Source organism: Shinella daejeonensis (genome assembly GCF_024281235.1).
Classification (GTDB): domain Bacteria; phylum Pseudomonadota; class Alphaproteobacteria; order Rhizobiales; family Rhizobiaceae; genus Shinella; species Shinella daejeonensis.
The window spans coordinates 49,301-72,067 of record NZ_JAHWXY010000014.1; the positions used below are offsets into that span (position 1 = coordinate 49,301).

General features: G+C 65.5%; 26 protein-coding genes and 1 pseudogene. 15 read left to right on the forward strand and 12 right to left on the reverse strand.

Annotated features, from left to right (window positions below; genetic code table 11):
- Window positions 1–93: 93 nt before the first annotated feature.
- From KYK29_RS20630 to KYK29_RS20640, 3 genes are all read right to left on the reverse strand, one after another.
- Window positions 94–1,047, reverse strand: a complete 954-nt coding sequence (locus KYK29_RS20630; RefSeq protein WP_254692789.1) for an acetyl-CoA carboxylase carboxyltransferase subunit alpha — start codon at window positions 1,045–1,047, stop codon at window positions 94–96.
- A 76-nt stretch (window positions 1,048–1,123) separates the two neighbouring features.
- On the reverse strand, window positions 1,124–2,071 hold the full coding sequence (xerD, locus tag KYK29_RS20635) for a site-specific tyrosine recombinase XerD (RefSeq protein WP_254692790.1): 948 nt from the start codon (window positions 2,069–2,071) through the stop codon (window positions 1,124–1,126).
- Window positions 2,068–2,217 (reverse strand): hypothetical protein, encoded by a 150-nt coding sequence (locus tag KYK29_RS20640; RefSeq protein ID WP_254692791.1) that lies wholly within the window; start codon window positions 2,215–2,217, stop codon window positions 2,068–2,070. The genes xerD and KYK29_RS20640 overlap by 4 nt, the downstream gene beginning before the upstream one ends.
- 141 nt (window positions 2,218–2,358) lie before the next feature.
- Between KYK29_RS20640 and KYK29_RS20645 the strand changes: the two genes are divergently transcribed.
- The 3 genes and pseudogenes from KYK29_RS20645 to KYK29_RS20655 all read left to right on the forward strand — a co-directional run.
- Entirely contained in the window at window positions 2,359–2,955 is a 597-nt protein-coding gene (locus KYK29_RS20645; RefSeq protein ID WP_254692792.1) for a shikimate kinase, read from the forward strand.
- Window positions 2,952–4,079 carry a 3-dehydroquinate synthase gene (gene aroB / locus KYK29_RS20650; protein ID WP_254692793.1) on the forward strand — a complete coding sequence of 376 codons (1,128 nt, stop codon included), beginning with the start codon at window positions 2,952–2,954 and terminating at the stop codon, window positions 4,077–4,079. The genes KYK29_RS20645 and aroB overlap by 4 nt, the downstream gene beginning before the upstream one ends.
- 167 nt (window positions 4,080–4,246) lie before the next feature.
- Window positions 4,247–4,969, forward strand: a pseudogene (locus tag KYK29_RS20655) (transporter associated domain-containing protein); the annotation flags it as partial.
- A 6-nt stretch (window positions 4,970–4,975) separates the two neighbouring features.
- Here the strand turns inward: KYK29_RS20655 and KYK29_RS20660 are convergent.
- A complete protein-coding gene (locus KYK29_RS20660) occupies window positions 4,976–5,257 on the reverse strand; it encodes a BolA family protein (protein WP_254692795.1) in 282 nt (93 codons plus the stop codon).
- A 119-nt stretch (window positions 5,258–5,376) separates the two neighbouring features.
- Between KYK29_RS20660 and KYK29_RS20665 the strand changes: the two genes are divergently transcribed.
- From KYK29_RS20665 to KYK29_RS20680, 4 genes are read left to right on the forward strand one after another with little or no spacing between them, the layout of a single operon-like run.
- Window positions 5,377–5,994, forward strand: a complete 618-nt coding sequence (locus KYK29_RS20665; protein WP_302795650.1) for a J domain-containing protein — start codon at window positions 5,377–5,379, stop codon at window positions 5,992–5,994.
- Between the two features lie 59 nt (window positions 5,995–6,053).
- A complete protein-coding gene (cobS, locus tag KYK29_RS20670; protein ID WP_254692796.1) occupies window positions 6,054–7,052 on the forward strand; it encodes a cobaltochelatase subunit CobS in 999 nt (332 codons plus the stop codon).
- 20 nt (window positions 7,053–7,072) lie between these two features.
- On the forward strand, window positions 7,073–8,974 hold the full coding sequence (gene cobT, locus KYK29_RS20675) for a cobaltochelatase subunit CobT (protein ID WP_254692797.1): 1,902 nt from the start codon (window positions 7,073–7,075) through the stop codon (window positions 8,972–8,974).
- On the forward strand, window positions 8,964–9,998 hold the full coding sequence (locus KYK29_RS20680; protein WP_254692798.1) for an esterase-like activity of phytase family protein: 1,035 nt from the start codon (window positions 8,964–8,966) through the stop codon (window positions 9,996–9,998). Before cobT ends, KYK29_RS20680 begins: the two co-directional genes overlap by 11 nt.
- A gap of 34 nt (window positions 9,999–10,032) precedes the next feature.
- On the opposite strand, the gene KYK29_RS20685 is transcribed toward KYK29_RS20680, so the two are convergent.
- Together KYK29_RS20685 and rpmB are read right to left on the reverse strand one after the other, a co-directional pair.
- The gene (locus KYK29_RS20685; RefSeq protein WP_254692799.1) at window positions 10,033–10,671 is read right to left on the reverse strand and encodes a VUT family protein; all 639 of its coding nucleotides are present in this window, start codon (window positions 10,669–10,671) and stop codon (window positions 10,033–10,035) included.
- A 116-nt stretch (window positions 10,672–10,787) separates the two neighbouring features.
- Window positions 10,788–11,072: a 50S ribosomal protein L28 gene (gene rpmB / locus KYK29_RS20690; protein ID WP_254692800.1), complete on the reverse strand. Its 285-nt coding sequence runs from the start codon at window positions 11,070–11,072 to the stop codon at window positions 10,788–10,790.
- A gap of 258 nt (window positions 11,073–11,330) precedes the next feature.
- Here rpmB and KYK29_RS20695 point away from each other — a divergent pair, with 258 nt between their 5' ends.
- Window positions 11,331–12,107 (forward strand): DUF3108 domain-containing protein, encoded by a 777-nt coding sequence (locus KYK29_RS20695; protein WP_254692801.1) that lies wholly within the window; start codon window positions 11,331–11,333, stop codon window positions 12,105–12,107.
- 39 nt (window positions 12,108–12,146) lie between these two features.
- Window positions 12,147–13,022, forward strand: a complete 876-nt coding sequence (gene yddG / locus KYK29_RS20700; protein ID WP_254692802.1) for an aromatic amino acid exporter YddG — start codon at window positions 12,147–12,149, stop codon at window positions 13,020–13,022.
- 11 nt (window positions 13,023–13,033) lie between these two features.
- Here the strand turns inward: yddG and gloB are convergent, their stop codons facing one another.
- The gene (gloB, locus tag KYK29_RS20705; RefSeq protein WP_254692803.1) at window positions 13,034–13,804 is read right to left on the reverse strand and encodes a hydroxyacylglutathione hydrolase; all 771 of its coding nucleotides are present in this window, start codon (window positions 13,802–13,804) and stop codon (window positions 13,034–13,036) included.
- A 135-nt stretch (window positions 13,805–13,939) separates the two neighbouring features.
- On the opposite strand from gloB, the gene KYK29_RS20710 reads away from it, so the two are divergent.
- Window positions 13,940–14,725 carry a class I SAM-dependent methyltransferase gene (locus KYK29_RS20710; protein ID WP_254692804.1) on the forward strand — a complete coding sequence of 262 codons (786 nt, stop codon included), beginning with the start codon at window positions 13,940–13,942 and terminating at the stop codon, window positions 14,723–14,725.
- Window positions 14,726–14,758: 33 nt separating this feature from the next.
- On the forward strand, window positions 14,759–15,691 hold the full coding sequence (locus KYK29_RS20715) for a prephenate/arogenate dehydrogenase family protein (RefSeq protein ID WP_254692805.1): 933 nt from the start codon (window positions 14,759–14,761) through the stop codon (window positions 15,689–15,691).
- An 85-nt stretch (window positions 15,692–15,776) separates the two neighbouring features.
- Here KYK29_RS20715 and KYK29_RS20720 read toward each other — a convergent pair whose 3' ends face one another.
- Entirely contained in the window at window positions 15,777–16,784 is a 1,008-nt protein-coding gene (locus KYK29_RS20720; RefSeq protein ID WP_254692806.1) for a DUF2125 domain-containing protein, read from the reverse strand.
- A gap of 86 nt (window positions 16,785–16,870) precedes the next feature.
- Here KYK29_RS20720 and KYK29_RS20725 point away from each other — a divergent pair, with 86 nt between their 5' ends.
- Window positions 16,871–17,428 (forward strand): gamma-glutamylcyclotransferase, encoded by a 558-nt coding sequence (locus KYK29_RS20725; RefSeq protein ID WP_254692807.1) that lies wholly within the window; start codon window positions 16,871–16,873, stop codon window positions 17,426–17,428.
- On the opposite strand, the gene KYK29_RS20730 is transcribed toward KYK29_RS20725, so the two are convergent.
- From KYK29_RS20730 to ftsE, 4 genes are all read right to left on the reverse strand, one after another.
- Complete coding sequence (locus tag KYK29_RS20730; protein ID WP_254692808.1) at window positions 17,403–18,218, reverse strand: lysophospholipid acyltransferase family protein; 816 nt, start codon at window positions 18,216–18,218, stop codon at window positions 17,403–17,405. The genes KYK29_RS20725 and KYK29_RS20730 overlap by 26 nt on opposite strands.
- Before the next feature lie 85 nt (window positions 18,219–18,303).
- Window positions 18,304–19,014, reverse strand: coding sequence for a YdcF family protein (locus KYK29_RS20735; protein WP_254692809.1), 711 nt, complete (start codon window positions 19,012–19,014; stop codon window positions 18,304–18,306).
- A 70-nt stretch (window positions 19,015–19,084) separates the two neighbouring features.
- Window positions 19,085–20,104: a cell division protein FtsX gene (locus KYK29_RS20740; RefSeq protein WP_254692810.1), complete on the reverse strand. Its 1,020-nt coding sequence runs from the start codon at window positions 20,102–20,104 to the stop codon at window positions 19,085–19,087.
- Window positions 20,097–20,756 (reverse strand): cell division ATP-binding protein FtsE, encoded by a 660-nt coding sequence (gene ftsE, locus KYK29_RS20745; protein WP_254692811.1) that lies wholly within the window; start codon window positions 20,754–20,756, stop codon window positions 20,097–20,099. Before ftsE ends, KYK29_RS20740 begins: the two co-directional genes overlap by 8 nt.
- A 194-nt stretch (window positions 20,757–20,950) precedes the next feature.
- On the opposite strand from ftsE, the gene KYK29_RS20750 reads away from it, so the two are divergent.
- From KYK29_RS20750 to KYK29_RS20760, 3 genes are all read left to right on the forward strand, one after another.
- Window positions 20,951–21,622, forward strand: a complete 672-nt coding sequence (locus KYK29_RS20750) for a hypothetical protein (RefSeq protein ID WP_254692812.1) — start codon at window positions 20,951–20,953, stop codon at window positions 21,620–21,622.
- A 156-nt stretch (window positions 21,623–21,778) separates the two neighbouring features.
- Window positions 21,779–22,324, forward strand: a complete 546-nt coding sequence (gene hpt, locus KYK29_RS20755; RefSeq protein ID WP_254692813.1) for a hypoxanthine phosphoribosyltransferase — start codon at window positions 21,779–21,781, stop codon at window positions 22,322–22,324.
- Window positions 22,325–22,404: 80 nt separating this feature from the next.
- Window positions 22,405–22,764 (forward strand): response regulator, encoded by a 360-nt coding sequence (locus KYK29_RS20760; protein ID WP_254692814.1) that lies wholly within the window; start codon window positions 22,405–22,407, stop codon window positions 22,762–22,764.
- Window positions 22,765–22,767: the final 3 nt, after the last annotated feature.

Consider the following 22,767-nt stretch of genomic DNA (forward strand, 5'->3'; position numbering starts at 1 on the left):
GGAAATTCTTTCGCACGCCCGCCGAGCCTACCCGTTGAGACATGGGATTGTGGCCGAGATGGGGCGGCGGCGCAACGCCGGCCCCGGCGGCGATCAGAGCTGGCGGCCGATATTCAGGTAGCGCTGGCGGCGATCGTTGCGAAGCGCGTCGCCCGGCTTTCCGGCAAGGTCGTCGAGGGCAGCCGCGACGACGTCGCCGGTGCGCGCGATGATCTCCTGCGGGTCACGATGCGCGCCGCCGACCGGCTCGGGGATGATGCCGTCGATGACGCCGAGCGTCTTCAGGTCCTCGGCGGTGATCTTCATATTGCTGGCCGCTTCCTTGGCGCGGGCGGAATCGCGCCACAGGATCGAAGCCGCGCCCTCCGGCGAGATCACGCTGTAGATGGCATGCTCCAGCATATAGACGCGGTCGCCGGTCGCAATGGCGATGGCCCCGCCCGATCCGCCCTCGCCGAGCACCACGGAAACGATCGGCACGCGGATATTGAGGCACATTTCCGTCGAGCGGGCGATGGCTTCCGCCTGACCGCGCTCTTCCGCGCCGATGCCCGGATAAGCGCCGGCGGTATCGATCAGCGTGATGACCGGCAGCCCGAAGCGGTCGGCCATTTCCATGACGCGGATCGCCTTGCGGTAGCCTTCCGGCCGGGCGCTGCCGAAATTGTGCTTGAGGCGCGACTTGGTATCGCTGCCCTTCTCCTGGCCGATGATGGCGACGGGTTCGCCCCGGAAGCGGCCGAGACCGGCCTGGATCGCCTCGTCCTCGGCGAACTTGCGGTCACCGGCAAGCGGCGTGAAATCCTGAAACAGCCGTGCGGCATAATCGAGGAAATGCGGACGCTGCGGATGCCGCGCGACCTGCGTCTTCTGCCAGGGCGTCAGCTTGGAATAGATGTCGACCGTCGCTTCGCGAGCGCGAACCTCCAGACGGCCGATCTCGTCGCTCGTATCGACGCTCTCATCTTCCTCGGCGAGTTTCTTCAACTCGTGGATCTTGCCTTCGAGGTCGGAGATGGGCTTTTCGAAATCGAGGTAATTGTGCATGAGATGCGTTTCCGATCGTTTGCTCAAACCGCGCCAGGCTGTCGTCGACCAGGGCCGACGGCAAGCGGTGGGGGTCCTAATCCGGTTTTTTTGCCTGTTTGGCAAGAGGGTGATGGGTCTGAACGAGTGCGTGCAGCCGTTCTTCCAGCACATGCGTGTAGATTTGTGTCGTCGAAATGTCCGAATGCCCGAGCAGTTCCTGCACCGCCCTGAGGTCGGCCCCGTTCTGTAGCAGATGGCTTGCAAACGCGTGGCGAAGCACATGCGGCGACAGTGTCGCGGCGCGGATTCCCGCCCGGCCGGCAAGCGCCTTGAGATCGCGCGCGAAAACCTGGCGCGGCAGATGTCCCTCCTTGCTGCGGGAGGGAAAGAGGAACGTCTGCTCGGCGGCATCCTCGCCGGTTTCGGCTGCAAGCGCGGCGCCATAGGCCGAAAGCGCCGCCGCCGCCGCCCGCGAAAGCGGCACCAGCCGCTCCTTGCCGCCCTTGCCCCGAACCACGATGAAACGTCCGGTCTGCGCCAGAACGCTCGCCGGCAGCATCACCAGTTCGCTGACGCGCAGGCCCGTGGCATAGAGAAGCTCGACCAGCGTATGCAGGCGCAGCCGCGCAAGCCGGTCCTCGCCGGCTTCCTTCGCCTCCTGCGCCGCCCGCTCGATCAGTCGCCCCACGTCATCGATGCTGAGCGTCTTCGGCAGCGCCCGCCCCTTGCGTGGCGCGTCGAGGATACCGGTCGGATCGTCGCCCCTGATCCCCTCGGCATAGAGGAACTTGAAAAACTGCCGCAACGCCGAAAGCCGCCGCGCCTGCGACGAGGCGGCGAAGCCCTGCCGCGCGAGATGTCCGAGGTAAGCGCGCAGATCCTCCGCGGCGGCGTCGACCAGACGCAGGCCGCGCCCGTCGAGGAAGGAGCGCGCGTCTTCCAGGTCCCGCTCGTAGGATTGCAGCGTATTGGCGGCCGCCCCCCGCTCGGCGCTCATCATCTCGAGAAAGGACTCGACCTTGAGTGCGGAGGGATCCCTCATTGCGGCGGGTTCACCCGTTCGGAGGGAATGCGGATCGTCACCTCCCGCTCGCGCGGCTCGACGAAGGTGACGAGGACGACCATGGCGCCATAGATCGATCCGGCGATCACGGCGCAGAGGAAAAGAAAACGCAACAGGGTCGGCATGGCGGTCTCCGGGGCGAGGTTTCTATATCGCCCCGCGCCGCGCCGAGCGCAAGGGAGGCGACGATCGTCGGCCCGTTGCCGTCTTGACGCTCCCGGCGCTTTTGTCGATACCGGAATGGACACCCATAACCGGAAGGCGCCATGACCGATCTGATCGAGCAGCCACCCCTGACGCTGGCAGAGCAGGCGCGCGCCGCTCTCGGCCGGCGCAATCTCGTGATGATCGGGCTGATGGGGGCGGGCAAGTCGGCGATCGGGCGGCTGACGGCGCAGGCGCTCGGCATTCCCTTCATCGACACGGACCACGAGATCGAGCGCGTCTCGCGCATGACGATCAGCGAATTGTTCGCCGCCTATGGCGAGGAGGAGTTCCGCGCGCTGGAGGCCCGCGTCATCAAGCGGATATTGCGCAGCGGTCCCCGCGTCGTTTCCACCGGCGGCGGCGCTTATATCAACGAACGCACGCGCAGGCACATCAGGCGCGGCGGCCTCACCGTCTGGCTGAACGCCGAACTCGACGTCCTGTGGGAGCGCGTGAGCAAGCGCGACACCCGCCCGCTTCTCAGGACCGAAAATCCGCGCCAGACGCTGGAAAATCTCATGCAGGCCCGCTATCCGGTCTATGCGGAAGCCGACCTCGCCGTGATGTCGCGCGACGTGAAGAAAGACGTGATCGTGGACGAGGTGCTGGCCGCCGTCGCCGCATCGACACCGAAGACAGGACAGGAACGCCCATGACCGCCGAGACCCCCGCCCGCCGCACCGTTCGCGTCGAACTCGGGGAGCGGGCCTATGATATCCTGATCGGCCCGGGCCTCATCGCCGCCGCCGGCCACGAGATCGCCAGCCGTATGAAGGGCCGCAAGATCGCGGTCGTCACCGACGAGCATGTCGCCCCCCTTTATCTTGCGCCTTTGATGGCCGCCCTCGAAAGAGAAGGCATCGCCGCCGTTTCGCTGGTCTTGCCGGCGGGCGAGAAAACGAAGAGCTTCGAGCCCCTGACCCGGGTCTGCGACAGCATCCTGGCCGCCCGTATCGAGCGCAACGATGCGGTCGTGGCGCTCGGCGGCGGCGTCATCGGCGACCTCACGGGCTTTGCCGCCGGCATCGTGCGCCGCGGATCGCGCTTCATCCAGGTACCCACCTCCCTGCTTGCCCAGGTCGATTCCTCGGTCGGCGGCAAGACCGGCATCAACACCGCTCACGGCAAGAACCTCGTCGGGGTCTTCCACCAGCCGGACCTCGTTCTTGCCGATACGGATGTGCTGAGTTCGCTCTCGCCACGCGAATTTCGCGCCGGCTATGCCGAAGTCGCCAAATACGGCCTGATCGACAAGCCGGAGTTCTTCGCCTGGCTCGAGCGAAACTGGCAGGATGTCTTTTCCGGCGGTCCCACCCGCATCGAGGCGATCGCCACGAGTTGCCAGGCCAAGGCCGATGTGGTGGCCGCCGACGAGCGCGAGCACGGCCGGCGCGCCCTCCTCAATCTCGGCCATACGTTCGGCCACGCGCTCGAAGCGGCGACCGGCTACGACAGCAGCCGCCTCGTCCATGGCGAGGGCGTGGCGATCGGCATGGTGCTCGCCCATGCATTTTCCGCCCGCCTCAATCTTTCGAGCCCCGACGACACAAGGCGCGTCGAGGCGCATCTGAAGGCCGTTGGCCTGCCGACCGCCGTAAACGACATTCCGGGCGGCCTGCCGCCGGCCGAAGTGCTGATGGACGCGATTGCCCAGGACAAGAAGGTCAAGGCCGGCAAACTCACCTTCATCCTGACGCATGGCATCGGCCGCTCCTTCGTCGCCGACGACGTGCCCCAGTCCGAAGTCATCGCCTTTCTCAGGGACAATCTGCCGCAATGACCGGCGACCCCTCCGTCGCATCCGCCGTTTCCCTCTTCTGGCCGGGGCTTGCCGTCGTCCTCGGCCTGGTCGCGCTTGCCGCCGTCCCGGTCGTTTTCTGGCGGCGCAGACGCGACGCGGAAGGCGAGAGCCGAGCCGGCCAGCTCCAACGCGACAACGCGCCGCCGCGGGCCGACCGCGACCGGCCTTCCACCACGCTCGACCTCGACGCGCTGGAAGTCTCCGATATCATGATCCACCGGACCGCCATGCGCGCGCTCAACGCCGGCGACCCGGCGGAGGAGAACGTGAAGGCGGTGCTGGAAAGCGCCTACACCCGCATGCCGCTCTGGTCCGGCTCGGTCGACAATATCGTCGGCGTCGTTCACGCGAAGGACCTGCTTCGCGCGCTGGCGCAACCCGGCATGGAACCGAAGAACCTCGACATCACCCGCGTCGCGCAAAAGCCGTGGTTCGTTCCGGACACGACGACGCTCAAGGAGCAGCTGGCCGCCTTCCTGCGCCGCCAGGAACATTTCGCCACCGTCGTCGACGAATACGGCGAGGTGCAGGGCCTGGTGACGCTACAGGATATATTGAAGGAAATCGTCGGCGATATCTCCGACGAGCACGACCTCGATATTCCCGGCGTGCGGCAGGAGGCGGACGGCTCCATCGTCGTCGACGGCGGCGTCACGATCCGCGATCTCAACCGCGCGCTCGACTGGCATCTGCCCGACGAGGAGGCGACCACGGTCGCCGGCCTCGTCATCCACGAATCGCGGTCGATCCCGGAGGAGCGGCAGGCCTTCACCTTCTACGGCAAGCGCTTCATCGTCATGAAACGGGTGAAGAACCGCATCATGCGGCTACGAATCCGGCCCGCCGAGCCACAGGCCCGGGCGAACTGAAGCGGCCTACCAGCGCACCGGTTCCCCGGGCGCTGCCGCCTCGACGGCAAGCGCGTGCAGGCCGGCGTCCAACTCTTCCTTCAGCAGGTCGTTGATGGCCCGGTGGCGCGCCACGCGCCCCATTCCCTCGAAGGCCGCCGAGACGATGCGCACGCGCATATGCGTCTCGCCTTCCCCGTCGAAACTCGGCTGGTGGCCGGCATGCAGCCCGCTCTCGTTGACGACCTCAAGCCTTTCGGGTGAAAAGGCGGCGGCAAGCTTTGCTTCGATGCTGCGGGTGATGGACATTTCAAACCTCGGCGGCGGCGCAGGCAGCCGGCATTGCGATAAAATGTCTCCACCAAGCCAGCAACAATCCGCTTTGTCAATTCTTGTTGGCGAGGCTTCCCGACACCATAATCAGGCGCATGAAACTCGATTCAAAATATTTCGACCGCATCCGCACGCGGCGCCGGGCGGAGCGTCCCGAGCCCCTGGCGCCGACCTGTCAATGGGACGGCTGCGAGGAGAACGCCGCGCATCGCGCCCCCGTCGGACGCAATGCGGAGGGGCAATATTTCCTGTTCTGCTTCGAGCACGTCAAGGAATACAACAAGGGTTACAATTACTTCTCCGGCCTCTCCGATGGCGAAATCGCCCGCTATCAGAAGGAGGCGATCACCGGTCACCGTCCGACCTGGACGATCGGCGTCAACAAGGCCAGCCGCACCGGGCCGACGCAGGGCTCCGCCCGCTCCGGCACCGCCGGCGCGAATCAGCGCGTCCGCGATCCGTTCGGTTTTTTCGAGCAGGGCCGCGCGAGCGCCACGCAACCGCGCGTCCGCAAGCTCAAGACCCTGGAGGCCAAGGCCTTCGATACGCTCGGCCTGACGGCGGGCGCCGGCAGCGAAGATATCAAGTCGGCCTACAAGGCCCTTGTCAAGAAGCACCATCCCGATGCAAATGGCGGAGACAGAGGCTCGGAAGAGCGTTTTCGGGCGGTCATCCAGGCATATCAATTGTTAAAGCAGTCCGGCTTCTGCTAAGGCAGTCGCACGCAACTGGATATTTGGGCGCTTGCGCGGCATTCGCCCGCGGAGACGTGATGAGCACTATGGATCTCGATATTTCCAACCTCCCCGACACCACCGTTTCCGTCAGGGAGGTTTTCGGCATCGACACGGACCTCAGGGTTCCGGCCTATTCCGAGGCGGACGCCTATGTGCCGGACCTCGACCCGGACTATCTGTTCGACCGGGAAACGACGCTCGCCATTCTCGCGGGGTTCGCGCATAACCGCCGCGTCATGGTGTCCGGCTATCACGGCACCGGCAAGTCCACCCACATCGAACAGGTCGCCGCCCGCCTCAACTGGCCTTGCGTGCGCGTCAACCTCGACAGCCACGTCAGCCGTATCGACCTCGTCGGCAAGGATGCGATCGTCGTCAAGGACGGCCTTCAGGTCACCGAGTTCCGGGACGGTATCCTGCCCTGGGCCTATCAGCACAATGTCGCGCTCGTTTTCGACGAATATGACGCCGGCCGCCCGGACGTCATGTTCGTCATCCAGCGCGTGCTCGAATCCTCCGGCCGCCTGACGCTGCTCGACCAGAGCCGCGTCATCCGCCCGCACCCGGCCTTCCGGCTTTTCGCGACCGCCAACACCGTCGGCCTCGGCGACACGACCGGCCTCTATCACGGCACGCAGCAGATCAACCAGGCGCAGATGGACCGCTGGTCCATCGTCACCACGCTCAACTACCTGCCGCACGACAACGAGGTGAACATCGTCGCCGCCAAGGTGAAGGGGCTTTCCGCCGGCAAGGACGGCCGCGACACCGTCTCGCGCATGGTGCGCGTGGCCGATCTCACGCGCGCCGCCTTCATCAACGGCGACCTTTCCACCGTCATGAGCCCGCGCACCGTCATCACCTGGGCCGAGAACACGGAAATCTTCGGTGACATCGCCTTTGCCTTCCGCGTCACCTTCCTCAACAAGTGCGACGAACTGGAACGCACGCTGGTCGCCGAACTGTATCAGCGCGCCTTCGGTGTGGAACTGAAGGAAAGCGCGGCCAACATCGTGCTGGCGGCGACGGCCTGACGATCGCTTGAGGAAGGCGCATGGCAGCTCGGGGTGACAATTCAAGGGCAAGACCCGCCGGCGTGATTGACGTGGAGCCGTTGCGCCGCGCCGTGACCGGCTGTGTGCGCGCGGTGTCCGGCGATGCCGAGGTGGAGGTTTCCTTCGCCAACGAGCGGCCGGGCATGACCGGCGAGCGCATCCGCCTGCCCGAGCTTTCCAAGCGCCCGACGGCCGAAGAGATCGCCGTCACCCGCGGCATCGGCGATTCCATGGCCTTGCGCAAGGCCTGCCACGACGCCCGCATCCATGCCGTCATGTCGCCGGAAGGCGCCGACGCACGCGCGATCTTCGACGCCGTCGAACAGGCCCGCGTGGAGGCCATCGGCGCCAACCGGATGCCGGGCATGGCGCAGAATCTCGCCTCCATGCTGTCGGAAAAATACGCGAAGGCGAATTTCGGCGCAATCAGCCGGCAGGCCGATGCGCCCGTCCAGGAAGCCGTCGCGCTCATGGTGCGTGAGAAGCTGACGGGGCGGACTGCGCCGGCTTCGGCCGGCCAGGTGCTCGACCTGTGGCGCGACTTCATCGAGGACAAGGCCGGCCCGGACGTTGCGGCTCTTTCCGCCGCCATCAACGACCAGCAGGCCTTCGCCCGCGTCGTGCGCAGCATGCTCGCCTCCATGAACATGGCCGAGGACTACGGCGACGACGAGACCGAGCCGGACGAAACCGAGACGCCCGAGGACGAGAACCAGCCCCGCAGCGACGAGGAGCAGGAAAACAGCGCCGAGGAGGACGCCGGAGAAGACAGCGCCCCCGCCGATGAAAACCAGACCGCCGACGAGCAGATGGAAGACGGCGAGATGGACGGCGCGGAAATCTCCGATGACGATTTCACCGACGACGAGGGCGACGAGACGGAAGCCCCGGGCGAGACGCGCCGCCCCAACAGCCCTTTCACCGATTTCAACGAGAAGGTCGATTATACGATCTTCACCGAGGAATTCGACGAGACGATCACTGCCGAGGAGCTTTGCGACGAAGCCGAACTCGACCGGCTGCGCACGTTCCTCGACAAGCAGCTCGCCCATCTCCAGGGTGCGGTCGGCCGTCTCGCCAATCGCCTCCAGCGCCGCCTGATGGCGCAGCAGAACCGCGCCTGGGAATTCGATCTCGAGGAAGGCTATCTCGACAGCGCCCGCCTCCAGCGCATCATCATCGATCCGATGCAGCCGCTGTCCTTCAAGCGCGAGAAGGACACCACCTTCCGCGATACGGTGGTGACGCTTCTCATCGACAATTCCGGCTCCATGCGCGGCCGGCCGATCACCGTCGCGGCGACCTGCGCCGATATCCTCGCCCGCACGCTGGAACGCTGCGGCGTCAAGGTGGAGATCCTCGGTTTCACCACCAAGGCCTGGAAGGGCGGCCAGGCGCGGGAGAAATGGCTGGCCGGCGGCAAACCGCAGTCGCCCGGCCGTCTCAACGACCTGCGCCACATCATCTACAAGGCCGCCGACGCGCCCTGGCGGCGCGCCCGTCGCAACCTCGGCCTGATGATGCGCGAGGGATTGCTGAAGGAGAATATCGACGGCGAGGCGCTGATCTGGGCGCATAATCGTCTGCTCGGCCGCCCGGAGCAACGCCGCATCCTCATGATGATCTCGGACGGCGCGCCGGTGGATGATTCGACGCTGTCGGTGAACCCGGGCAACTATCTGGAGCGGCATCTGCGCGCGGTGATCGAGCAGATCGAGACCCATTCGCCCGTCGAACTGCTTGCCATCGGCATCGGCCACGACGTGACGCGCTACTATCGGCGCGCCGTGACCATCGTCGACGCCGACGAACTGGCGGGCGCGATGACCGAGCAGCTGGCGTCGCTCTTTACCGACGAGGGTGCAGGCCCGCGCCGCAGCGGCAGGCGCCGTGCCGGCTGAACCGGCACGCCACGCCGCCCGCGCCGTGCTGCGGGCAGCGCTTGCCGGCTTCGTGCTTTCCTTCGGCCTTCCGGCCGCAGCCTGCGCCGAAACGCTCGCGATAGCCGTCACGAGCCGGCCGCTCGAACGGTTCCTGCCCGGTTCGGACCGGCGCGTCTTCGGCAGGCTCGAATTCCTGGGCGGCATCGTCTTTTCCTCGCGCGACCCTCTTCTCGGCGCGATTTCCTCCATCCGCCTGCGCAAGGACGGAGAGAATTTCGTCGCCGTTCTCGATACCGGCCACTGGCTGACCGGCCGCATCACCCGCAACGCGGAAGGCCGCCTGAACGGCCTTGCCGACCTGAACATCCGCTCGATGATCGACGATAAGGGGCGCAGGGAGAACGCCAAAAGCCGGATGGATGCCGAAGGTCTCGCCATCGGCCGGGGAGAACTGCTCGTGAGCTACGAGTTTTCCCACCGCATCGATGCCTATCCCGATCCCGGCTTCATGGACGCCCGGCCGATCCGCCGGCTGCCCTTCCCCTTTCCGAAACGGGAAATGCGCAACAACCGCGGCCTGGAGACCATCGCCGTCTCACCCGAAAACGGCCCGCTCGGGGCGGTTGCGGTCACGGTCGCCGAACGCAGCCTCGACGCGGATGGCAATCTTCTGGCGGCGATCCTCGACGGTCCCATGGCCGGCGCCTTCGCCGTCCGGCGAAACGATCCCTGGGATGCGACCGACGGGGCCTTTCTGCCGGATGGCGATCTCCTGCTTCTGGAGCGGCGCTTCCGGCTTGCCGACGGCGTCGGCATGCGTATCCGCCGCATCGACGGCAAGACCATCCGTCCGGGCGCCGTCGTCGACGGCGAAGTGCTGATCGACGCGGACCTCAGCCACCAGATCGACAATATGGAAGGGCTGGATGTCGTCTCCACTCCGGACGGCGACACCCGCATCGTCATCGTATCCGACGACAATCATTCGATCCTGCAACGCAACCTGATGCTGGAATTCCGGCTGCTTCCCGCCGGAAAATGAAAACCGCCCGAGCGGCGGTCTTCGGCCCGGCCGTTCAGGCCGGCTTTTCCACGCCCGGCATCGGCTTCAGCCGGCTCATCAGCGCCCCATAGGGCAGCAGCATGACGACGCCCACCAGCACCTTCACCGAAAAATCGCCGATCGCCCAGGAAATCCAGCGCGGTGTTTCAGCAAGGAAAACACCGAGAACCGGCGCCCATTCGATCGCGAAGGCATCGTTCGGCCCGATGATCGAGAAAACCGGCGCAAAGGCCAGCGAGAAGAACAGCGCCGTATCCAGCAGGGAGCCGGCCAGCGACGCCACCAGCGGCGCGCGCCACCAGGTCTGGCGGCGTAGCCGGTTGAACACCGAGATATCGAGCAGCTGGCCGATCAGGAAGGCCGTGCCGGAGGCAATGGCGATGCGCGGCGTGGACGCGCCGAAGGAGAAGGCGACCGCCACCAGGAAACCTGCCGCCACCACCCGCCGCGCGATACGCGGACCGAACTGGCGATTGGTGAGATCGGTGACGAGGAAGGCGACCGGATAGGTGAAGGCGCCATAGGTCAGAAGATCGCCGAGACTGATGCCGAACAACGTTCCCGAGAGAGGAAACTGCACCAGCACGTTCGAGGCGACGACGACCGCCGTCATCAGGAGGACATAGATAAGGATATAGCGGTTCGCTTGCATTTTTTTATCCTGGGTGATGCCACCAGCGGAAGCAATGACGATTGTCGGAATGCATCGGAGCCCGGCCGTTTCCGGTCAGGCTCCGAAAAAAGTCTCGGCTTCCGGCTGGCTCAGGCTCAGGCGGCGGCCTTCTTGGCGATCTGGCGACGCAGCAGACGTGCGCGCATCGACAATTCGTTCTCGTCGGCCTTCAGCAGGAAGGCGTCGAGGCCACCGCGATGCTCGACCGAGCGCAGCGCCGCAGCGGAAACGCGAAGACGGAAACGCTGGCCGAGGGCGTCGGAAATCAGCGTCACGTTGCACAGGTTCGGCAGGAACTTGCGCTTCGTCTTGTTGTTTGCGTGGCTCACGTTGTTGCCCGACTGGACGCCCTTGCCGGTCAGTTCGCAATTACGGGACATGGTACACCTATATGTTCTTGTGTTCGGGACAACACGTTTCCGGCACCGTAACCGGCCGCGGTCCGTCTGGCCTTTTCAGGAAAGTCGCGGTTCTATAGTCACAGCGGGCGGCAACGTCAAGCCAAACCTGCGCATGACGCGGATTTCGATTGCCAGATACCCCGATTTGCAGGCAATAGCAAATCGGCGGGACCGGCCGGCGGCGTAGATTTGCCGCATTGGGCCGCTAGGCGGATGTCTTTCGACAGGAGCGGGCAGATGAACGGGTTGAGATGGATTGCCGGCGCGGCCGCCTCGCTTGCGTTTGCAGGCTTTGCAACGCCGCTTTCTTCCGCCGGGCTCGAGCATCGTACGGACTACAGCATCCGGCTGGCGGGCCTGCCGATCGCCTTCGCCTCCTTCCGCTCGCAATTCGACGACAAGCGTTACACGATCTCCGGCAGCCTCAAATCCGCCGGTCTCGCCGACATTTTCTCCAGCACCCGCGGCACCACCGAAGTCTCGGGCGTCATCCATCGCGCAAGTCTCAGGGCCCGGACCTATACCGTCTCCTATCGTAGCGGCAAGCGCGGCCGCGACATCGATGTGGCCTTCCGCAACGGCGACGTGGTGAAGGCCAGCATGACGCCGCCGCGCAAGCTGCCGAAAAACTGGGTGCCCGTCTCGCGCAACGACATGCGCGCCGTGCTCGATCCGATTTCCGGACTGATCATTCCCGCAGACGGGCGCGTCTGCCCGAAGACGCTGCCGATTTTCGATGGCGAATCGCGTCTCGACCTGAAACTTTCGGCCAAGGGCACCCGCCCCTTCTCGACCAGGGGCTTCAAGGGCGAGGCGATCGTCTGCGGCATCCGTTTCATTCCGCGCGCCGGCTACAAGAAGGGCCGCAGCGACGTGGAATATCTGCGCCGGCTCACGACGATGGAAATCTGGTTTGCCAAGGCCGAGGGAGCGAATGTATACGCTCCCGTCTATGCCAAGATTCCGACCTCGCTTGGCCCCGTCACGGTTTCGGCCACGCGCTTCGGCGAATGACGGCCACGCCGGTCGGCCAAACGCCAGGAGTGACCGGCCTTGACATTGCGCGCGACCCTGATCGGCTTTTCGGCCATTCTGATGTGGGCGCTTCTCGCCCTTTTCACGGCCGCCTCCGGCAAGATGCCGCCATTCCAGCTTTCCGCCATCTGCTTCCTGATCGGTAGCCTGCCCGGCATCGCGGTCCTTGCCGCCCGGCCCGAGCGGGCACGCCTGCTCCGCCAGCCCGCACGGGTCTGGATCACCGGCATCGTCGGACTGTTCGGCTATCATTTCCTGTATTTCACGGCGTTGCGCAACGCGCCGGCGGTGGAAGCGAGCCTCATCGCCTATCTCTGGCCGCTCTTCATCGTGGTCGGTTCGGCGCTGCTGCCGGGAGAGACGCTGCGCTGGAACCATGTGGCCGGCGCGCTCGCCGGTCTGGCCGGCACCGCGCTGATCGTCGGCGGTCAGGGCGTCGCCTTCGACAGCGCCCATGCCATGGGTTATGGCGCGGCATTGCTCTGCGCCTTCACCTGGGCGACCTACTCCCTCGCCACCCGTCGTTTCGGCGCGGTCTCCACCGATGTGGTCACCGGCTTCTGCCTTGCGACCGCATTCCTCTCCCTCATCGCCCACCTGCTGCTGGAAACGCCGGTCTGGCCCGCCTCCGGCTTCGAATGGCTCGCTGTCGCCGGTCTCGGCCTGCTGCCGGTCGGCGCCGCCTTCTACGCCTGGGACTACGGCGTGAAGAAAGGGAATATCCAGATTCTCGGCGCGGCGAGCTACACCGCGCCGCTATTGTCCACGCTCGTTCTCATCTTCGCCGGGTTCGCCGAGCCGTCCTGGCGGATCGCGCTTGCATGCCTGCTCGTCACCGGCGGCGCAGTGCTTGCGGCCAAGGACATGATCCGCCGGCGCACGGCCCCGGCCTGAGGCCGCCGGCTTCAGAACGCGTCCTTGCGGGCGCGGATCTCCGCAAAAACCGCAGCGTCACTTGCCCTTTCCATGCCGAGATGGCGCCGGATCGCCGGATCGGCGGCTCGCAGGAACGGATTGGTCGCCTTCTCCTCGCCGATGGTCGTGGGCGCGGTGAAGCCGCCGGCGGCGCGCAGCGTCTCGATTGCCGCCACCCGCCGCGCCAGCGCCGCATTGTCCGGGTCGACCGTCCGCGCGAAGCGGGCGTTGGACAGCGTATATTCGTGGCCGAAATAGACCCGCGTCTTCTCGGGCAGGGCGGCAAGCTTCGTCAGCGAATTCCACATGTCGGCGGGACCGCCCTCGAACAGCCGGCCGCAACCGAGCGCAAAGAGCGTGTCGGCGGAAAAGAGCAGCTTTTCCTCCGGCAGATGGTAACAGACATGGCCCGCCGTATGGCCCGGCGTCGCAATGACCTCCACCCGCCGTCCGGCGAAGTCGAAGATATCGCCGCCGTCCACCCGTCGGTCGATGCCGGGAATGCGCGCCACCTCCCGCGCCGGCCCGGTGATCGTCACCCCGAACCGCGCCTTCAGCGCGAGATTGGCCTCCACGTGGTCCTGATGATGATGGGTGGTGAAGATGTGCCCCAGCGTCCAGCCGCGGCGGGCGAGCGCATCCAGGATCGCCTCTTCCTCCGGCGCGTCGATGCTCGCCGTCGCGCCGCTTTCCGGATCGTGCAGCAACACGCCGAAATTGTCGCTGCGGCAGGTGAAAAGTTCGATTTCCAGCGCGGCCATGACGTTACTCCCTGCGCGATTGGCATATGCGCGGAATGTAAGGCAATCGACCTCGAAGTCCACCGGTTCCCTTCGCTTCCCCGCATCGCGCGAAAACCCCTTCCACTTCGGCCGGAATTGCCTAGATTGGCGGACATGCATACCGATATCGTGGATCTTCGCGAATTCTACCACTCGCCGCTCGGCCGGCTGGCGGGCCACTCCATCGCCATGGCGCTGTCCTCCTTATGGGCGCGGATGCCGGAAGAACGGCTGGTCGGCCTCGGCTATGCCGTGCCCTATCTCGACCGGTTCCGTGCCGACACGGAGCGAACCTTCGCTTTCATGCCGGCCGGCCAGGGCGCGGTGAACTGGCCGCCGGGCGAGCCTTCGGCGACCGCTCTCGTCTTCGACGAGGATCTGCCCCTGCCGGATGCTTCGGTGGACCGGGTGCTGATGGTCCATTCGCTGGAATTCGCCGAAAGCCCCCGCGAAACGATGAAGGAACTGTGGCGGGTGCTGGCGCCCGGCGGCCGGCTGGTCATCGTCGTCCCGAACCGGCGCGGCTTCTGGGCGCGCATGGAGCACACGCCCTTCGGTTCCGGCCGCCCCTATTCGCGCGGCCAGCTGACGGCGCTCCTGCGCGAGACCAATTTCACGCCCGGCGCGACGGCCGAGGCGCTGTTCTTTCCGCCCTCGAAGCGGCGCAGCGTGCAGAAACTCCGCGGCCTGTTCGAACGGCTCGGACGCGCCCTCTGGCCGATATTTTCCGGGGTCATCGTCGTGGAGGCGCAAAAACGCCTCTACCAGGGCCTGCCCGTCGCCGCCCGGGCCTCACGCCGCGTTTTCGTGCCGGTGCTGACGCCCCATGGCGTGCCCTCGACCCGCAACGGCCTGCCGCCCCGCTGGCAAACCCTCGACAAAAGCCGGAGCGGCCGCTAAGGCGGGCGCATGGAACAACGGGACCCTCATCATATGACGGACGTATATTTCGACCGGATCGCGCTGATCGGCATCGGCCTCATCGGCTCCTCCATCGCGCGGGCCGTCAAGGCCAAGGGTCTCGCCGGCACGGTCGCCATCTCCAGCCGCAGCCGGGAAACCCTCGCCCGCGCCCGCAAACTCGATCTCGGAACGGAGTATATCCACGAAGCCGGAAAGGCAGTCGAGGGAGCCGACCTCGTCATCATCTCGGTTCCGGTCGGGGCCTCCGGCAAGGTGGCGGAGGAAATCGCCCCGTATCTGAAGCCCGGCGCCATCGTCACGGACGTCGGCTCCACCAAGGGTTCGGTCGTGGCGCAGATGTTGCCCCATATGCCGAAGGGGGTGCATTTCATCCCCGGCCACCCGATCGCCGGCACCGAGCATTCCGGTCCGGATGCGGGCTTCGCGGAACTCTTCCAGGGCCGCTGGTGCATCCTCACGCCCATCCAGGGCACCGACAAGGACGCCAAGCACCGGCTTGCCGCCTTCTGGCGCGCGCTCGGCTCCAGGGTCGACGAAATGGATGCCGAGCACCACGACAAGGTGTTGGCCATCGTCTCGCACCTGCCGCATATCATCGCCTATAATATCGTCGGAACGGCCGACGATCTCGAGACGGTGACGGAATCGGAAGTCATCAAATATTCCGCCTCGGGCTTCCGCGACTTCACCCGCCTTGCCGCGTCCGACCCGACCATGTGGCGCGACGTCTGCCTGCACAACAAGGACGCGATCCTGGAGATGCTGGCGCGTTTTTCGGAGGACCTCGCCTATCTGCAACGCGCGATCCGCTGGGGCGACGGGGAAAAGCTCTTCAATCTCTTCACCCGGACCCGGGCCATCCGCCGCTCGATCATCGATGCCGGTCAGGATACATCCGCGCCGAACTTCGGCCGGCCACTCGACGCCGGGCAGGAAGACTGACCCGGCTTCGGCGGGAAATGGTCCATCTCCTTGCTTAGCCGCATTCCCGGACGCAAAACGGCTGCGCACTTTTGCTGGACATGCTTCAAAGCGGCGGAATGACGCCGACCGGAAACAGGCCGAGATAGACCGTTCCATCCTTCACGGACACTTTCACCTGCGCCCGGTCGGTCCCGCCGGAAAGCACCGTCAAGGCCTTGGCGACGTTGGAAACGGCCTTCCGGCTTTCCGGAAAGGCTACGGAAATCCGGTCGCGCCAGGCAGCGATGCCGTCGATGGCAAGGTCGAGCGAACCGGAGACATAGCCTCCCTCGTCGACCGACAGAGGCCCGGAAAGCCGCACGCCCGTATCTTCGCCGAGATCGAGCGAAAAACCATGCAGTTCCATCTGAACGCCGTAGAGCGCATCCACCGGCGGGCCGGCGGTCGACAACCATTCGGCAGCGCCCGCGATCGTCACGTCGAGCGTCGCATCGACTGGTGGAATCTCGCGGCCGCCGGGATGAAGCGCCAGACCGTCGAACGATCCCGCCACGTCGAGCGCCTCACCGGAACGGCGCGCATGCGCCTCACCGTGACGCACGGCGATACCGAGCGACAGATCCGCCGAAGGCACGCTAAGCCGGCCTTTCAGGCCGTCATAGGCAAGCGAGCCGCGATCGAGACCATCGGTCCAGGCGACGATGCTTGCCCGCAGCAGCGACCAGTCGGCAACGAAGGCGAGATCGGGCGACATGCGCAGCTGCGCCGGCCCGTCGACTTCCACGACGGCGTGACCGGGACGATAGACCTGCGCCGCCGAACGCACCGGCCCGACGCTTGCCGCGATACCGGTGCGATGATCATCGACGCTCGCCGAATCGCAGAAGGCGCCGATGCGGAAAGGAAAGCCCCGGACCGAAAGCGCATCGCAGGCAAACGTCACCTGCCCGGTCTGCGAGGCGGCCATCCGTTCGGAAAGACGATCATGCAGTCGCATTGCGGCGTAGAACCAGCCGCCGGCATAAAGGAGGGCGACGGCGACGACCACCACCGCAAGCACAACGACCTTGCGCGTTATTCCGGGCTCTCCGGCACGGCTTGACGATGCCATAGTGTTCTCCAATTGTGGCGAAAGCGATTTGCCCGCCGGCGCGGTCAGAACGGGCAATTGCGGCAGCTTTGAGAGGAATGGCTCCGGTGACGGTGGATATGAACGATTTCTGGGTCTTTGGCTACGGCTCCCTGATGTGGAACCCGGGTTTCGAATATGAGGAACGGCGAGCGGCCCATCTCCACGGTTTTCACCGTTCGCTCTGCGTGCGCTCCTGGGTGCACCGCGGCACAGAGGAAAGACCGGGCCTCGTGCTCGGGCTCGACCGGGGCGGCTCGTGCCGCGGCATGGCCTTTCGCGTCGCCCCGGCGCGGCGCGACGCCGTTCTCGATTATCTGCGCGAACGCGAACTCGTCACCCATGTCTACAAGGAGCGCGTGATCGCCGCCACATTTGGCGAGGGCGTGCGGGTGCCGGTGCTCGCCTATATCATCGACCGCGCCCACCACCAGTATGCCGGCAATCTTTCCGTCGACGAGGCGGCTCTTTCCGTCAGCATGGCCGCCGGCAAGTCCGGCGCGAATATCGATTATGTGCGCAACACCCTGGCGCATCTTCAGGCGATGGGCATTCGCGACCGCTGGCTGGAGGACGTCGGCCGCGCCGCCGGCGCGCTTCTCACTCCACCCGGGGAGCGCTGCTGAGCGGATCCGGCCGCTCTGCAAGTTCGGCAAGCCGCCGCCGGGCCGTCTCGGGCAGCGGAAGCGTCGGATTGGCCGCGACCGTCTCGATCAGCAGCCGGTCGCTTTGCCTCTCCATCACATCGATCAGATGCGCGAGAAAGGCGTCCGGCTCCATGCCTGGCAGAACGGGCGGCAGGATACGCACCTTGAAGTGCCCCGGATAGCGGATGAACTTGCGCCGCGGCCAGAACAGGCCCGGATGCATGACGACCGGCACGACCGGCACCTGGAGATCGCGATAAAGCCGCGCGATACCGTATTTGTATTCCGGCGGCGCTCCGGGCGGACGGCGCGTGCCCTCCGGATAGATGATGAGCTGGCGCTCGCGTTGCAGTTCCTGCTTGGCCCGCTCCATCACGGCGGCCATGACCTTGCCGCGCGCGCTGCGGTTCACCGGCACCATGCGCTGCTTCTTGAGATACCAGCCGAAGAGCGGAATCCAGGTCAGCTCCCGCTTGAGGATATAGAAAGGATCGTCCAGCCAGGGCAGGAGTCCGTAGGTGTCCCAGAAAGACTGGTGCTTGGGCGCGATGATGCAATTGCCCGCCGGCATGTTCTCCAGTCCCTCGATCGCAAAGGTCGTCCCGACGATCTTCGCGAAGAGCCAGTGGTTGCTTCTGGCCCAGTTCTTGGCGACGACATAGGCCTTCTTGCGCGGCAGCAGGAAATAGGCCGGCGTCATCACGATCATCTGCGCGATCAGATTGGCATAGAAGACGGTATTGAAAAGGATGGAACGGAAAACGATCATCGAGCGCGGCCTGTATGCGGAATGCCTGCTGCTGCCCTACACGATATTGTGCGGGCATGAAACTCCCGTTTCACGATGACATCCGTCAGTCGCCGGCAATCCCGGCGAGGTCGCCGCGAAGCCCGGTTGCCGTCCGCGCGCCGGCGAATGCACGCAGCCGCGCCACGCTGTATTTCAGATACTCCGAGACCAGCACGCGCAGGACCAGCGGCCGCCGCAGCCAGTTGTCGTTTTTCAGGTCGGTATTGACGACGGGATAGGCGATGAATTCGGTGCGCGCGTCGCTCAGCTTCAGTTCCAGCAGGCTGCGCGGCATGTGATAGTTGTTGGTGACGACCAGCACCCGGCGGAAACCGTGATCGCTGATCCAGCGCGCCGTTTCATTGGCGTTTCCGAGCGTGTCCACCGCATCGTAGCCCATGTCGACGCAGCATTCGAACAATGTCGGGGAACTCTGGGTGAGCTTGCGCAGCTGGTTGCCGCTCGTCGCCGGATTGACGCCGGAAATAAGCAGGCGGCCGCCCGCGCCGCTTTCCAGGAGGCCGACGGCATGATCGATACGCTGGTAACCGCCGGTCAGCACCACGATGGCGTCGGCCTCGGGATTGACCGGCGCCTCGAGGGATGCCACGGCCTCGGCGAAATAAAGAAAGCCGATGACGGCGGCCACCGCCAGGAGCAGCAGGCAGAACAGGAAGGCGCGCACGGCAAGGCGCGCCGGGTCGCGCGGCCTGCGCTTCCCCGCGATGCGGCCGCTCAGCGACTTGCCCGGTCGTGCCCGTTCCCGCCCGCTCATGGCTCCGTCCTTACCGCGCGATTGCGGCAACCGATAGTCCGCTTCGCGGCGGTGTTCCGGCGATGCGGTGTCATGGGTCGGGCAATTGGTCGGTGCGGGAGGGATCGGAGCGGATGAGGTCGATCTCGTAGATCGTGCGCATCACCGTGAAACGGGCCGTCAGCGTCGTCAAAAGCGCGATGACGAGCATCGTCGCCACGATCCCGAGATAGCCGGCAAGCCCCATGGAAAAGGTCCCGAAGAGCGCCGTCGCCTGGTCGCTTTCGGGCGTCGCGATGGAACGGCCCTGCCAGAAGCCGGCGACGAGGAAGAAGAGCGCCGCCAGCAATCCGCCGGCAAACGAGCCCTTCAGGCTGATCTTGAGGAAATGCTTCTGGAATTGCGAAGCGACGAAACCGGCTTCCGCGCCCACGAAATGCAGCACCTCGATGATATGGCGGTTGCCGGAAAGCGCCCCGCGCGTGGCGAAGATCACCGTCAGCACCATGGCGGAGAAGACGAGCACCAGCACGCCGGTTCCGATCAGCGCCGTGGTTTGCGCCATGGCGACGAGCCGGTCGACCCAGGTGCGATGATCGTCGAGAATCGCCTCCGGGATGCTTTCCGACAGGGCGTTGCGCATGGCCGCGAAATCCGGCGGATTCTGCTCGTCGATGGTGACGATGACCAGCCGCGGCACCGGCAGTTCGTCGAGATCCAGCCCCTCGCCGAGCCATGGTTCGAGAAGCCGCGCGGTCGCCGCCCGGTCGACGATCGTGCCGTCCTTCGTACCGGAAAAGGCGAGCGCGATGTCGCGCGCGTCCTTCAGGGCCTGCTCCATGTCCAGCCCGTCGTCGGGCTTGATCTGGATAGTGATCTCGCGGGAGATCTGGCTCTGCCAGCTCGCCGCCGTCGCACGCACCATGCTGACCGCGCCGAACGTCAGGCAGGCAAGGAACGCCATGATGGCGATGACCAGCATCAGCGCATTGCCGGAGACATTGGCGGTCGGCACGATGGGCGCGGTGGGGCGTACGCGCATTTCCGGGCGGCGCGCCGGCCGGTTTGCGGGGCCGTCGCCTGCGGCCGCATGTCCGGCGTGCTCACTCATAGACGTCCAGCCGCCCTTGCGAGAGGATCATACGGCGCGCCTCGACCTGGTCCATCAGCGAAAGATCGTGGGTGGCGATGACCACGGCGGTGCCGAGCCGGTTCAATTCGAGGAAAAGGCTGAGCAGGCGGCGGGCCATCGGCGGATCGACGTTGCCCGTCGGCTCGTCGGCAAGCAGCAGCTCCGGACGGTCGATGAGCGCGCGCGCGATCGCCGCACGCTGCTTTTCGCCGCCCGAAAGCACCGGCGGCAGGACGTTGATGCGCTCCCCGAGGCCGACCCATTTCAGAAGCTCCAGCACATCGGCGCGGTAACTCGTCTCCTCCTTGCCCCGCACGCGCAGCGGCAGGGCCACATTCTCATAGGTCGTCAGATGGTCAAGCAGGCGGAAATCCTGGAAGACGATGCCGATGCGCCGGCGCAGCATCGGAAGCTCGTCGCGCGGGATCGTCGAGACCTCGCGGTCAAAGCTGCGGATGAGGCCACGGGTCGGCTGCAACGACAGGAACAGCAGACGCAGGAGCGTCGACTTTCCCGCACCCGAAGGTCCGGTCAGGAACTGGAAGGACCGGCGCGGAATGTCGAACGTGAGGTCGCGAAGGATCTCCGGCCCCATTCCGTAGCGCAATCCGACATTCTCGAAATGAATCAAAGGTCCATCCGGGTCTAGAGTTTCGCACCGCGCAAGCGCGGCTGCCGACCGGCCGATTCGCACGGGAACAAGGCTCTTTCACGGTCCGGTTTCCGAAGCATTAACCATTATGGTTTACGTTTCGTAAGGATTTCGTTCAATTCCGAGTTTTCGCCCAGGGTTTTTGCGGAAACCGGCCGAGGAGAGAAACGGCGATGAGCGCTTACGGGGCGAAAAGGCGGCAGTCAACCGGCCGCATCGACCTGCTGCCGCCCGAACCGCGCGCGGGCGCCCGCAAGCCGCCCGTTCGGCGCGCCCGGGAAGACACGATCGATGCCGCCTTCGTCACCATCCGGCCGGACGGCAGAGCGACCTCCAACGACAATCGCCCTTCCCGCCGCCCTCCACACCGCGGCCGGGGGATACTCTCCGGCATGACGGACCTCGCCGCCGCAGCCGGAAGGCTCGCGGAAGGAATGCTCGCCCGCCTGCCCGCAAGCGCCTTCGCCGGGCTCGTGGGGGCAGCCTTCCTTGTCGTCTTCGCCTCCGCCGGCGGCCTCTCGGCGCTGAGCGCCGCCCTTCCGGCCGGCGACATCGCCCCCTTGCGCATTTCCGGCGTCTCCGCCCGCATTGAGGACAGCAACGGCATGAAGGTGCTTGCAGTCCACGGCCGGCTCGACAATGCCAGCGGCGTGGTGCAGGCCGTCCCCCCGCTCGATATCCGTATCGGGGAAGGCCGCGACGTTCTGGACCGTCGCGTCGTTCTCGCCGCCGCCACGCTTTCGGCAGGCGAGGGCGACCATTTCCTTCTGCGCATGCCCCATGCGGGCGGAAAACTGCCGAAAGTCTCGGTTTCCGTCGTGGGGCAGGATGCGCAGGTCAGATGACTATGCTAAGCGGCTAGAGCATTTCCAGCAAAAGTGCGCAGCGGTTTTGCGCCCGGAAATGCGGATAAAACAAAGAGATAGAGCGGTCCTACCGATTTTATGAAAACCGGAACCGCTTGTCTTGTGACTTTGTCTGGCAACGAAGGAGCCGCTGGAATGCAGGTCGTACGCGGAAAGAAGATCGACACGCTCTATGACGCCGGGCAGATCGCCCGACGCAATGCGGAACTCGCCGCCGAGATCATGAAGGGTCCGTCGGACGATCTTCTGGTCATCGCCGTGCTCAAGGGCTCCTTCATCTTCGCCGCCGACCTGATCCGCGCCATGCATGCCGCGGGCGCGGCGCCGGAAGTCGAATTCATCACGCTGTCGAGCTATGGCGCCGGCACCGTGTCGCAGGGCGTGAGGATCATCAAGGATATCGACAGCGATGTCGCCGGCCGCGACGTGCTGCTGATCGACGATATTCTGGAGTCCGGGCGCACGCTGAGCTTCGCACGGCAACTGATGCGCGATCGCGGCGCGAAGAACGTTTCCATCGCCGTGCTTCTCGACAAGCGCGAGAAACGCAACACCGATCTCGAAGCGGATTATGTCGGCTTCGAATGTCCGGACTATTTCGTCGTCGGCTACGGCATGGACGCCGCCTACGCCTTCCGCGAATTGCCCTATGTCGGCATCGTCACCGGCGACGCGGACTGACGGCGTTTACCGATCGACAAGGAAAGTCTGGTCTTGTCCTCCCGAAAGACACCGGGCGACGGTCCCGGAAGGAGGCATTGATGGCAAAGATCCTGATCACCGAAGACGAGGACTCGCTGCGTATCTTCGTCGCACGGGCGCTGCGTCTGGACGGTCACGAGACCGTCGAGGCCGAGGACGGGGCCGCCGGCCTGGAGGCGCTGGACGAAGGCGATTTCGACCTTCTGCTCTCGGATATCCGCATGCCCGTCATGGACGGCATCGAACTGGCCCACAGGGCGTCGACCGCCCATCCATCGCTGAAGATCCTGCTGATGACCGGCTATGCCGAGCAGCGGGAACGCGCCGATGACCTCGCGGTGAAGATTGTCGATGTGGTGAGCAAGCCCTTCAGCCTGCCGGACATCCGGCGAGCGGTGGCGCAGGCGCTCGCCGCCTGATCG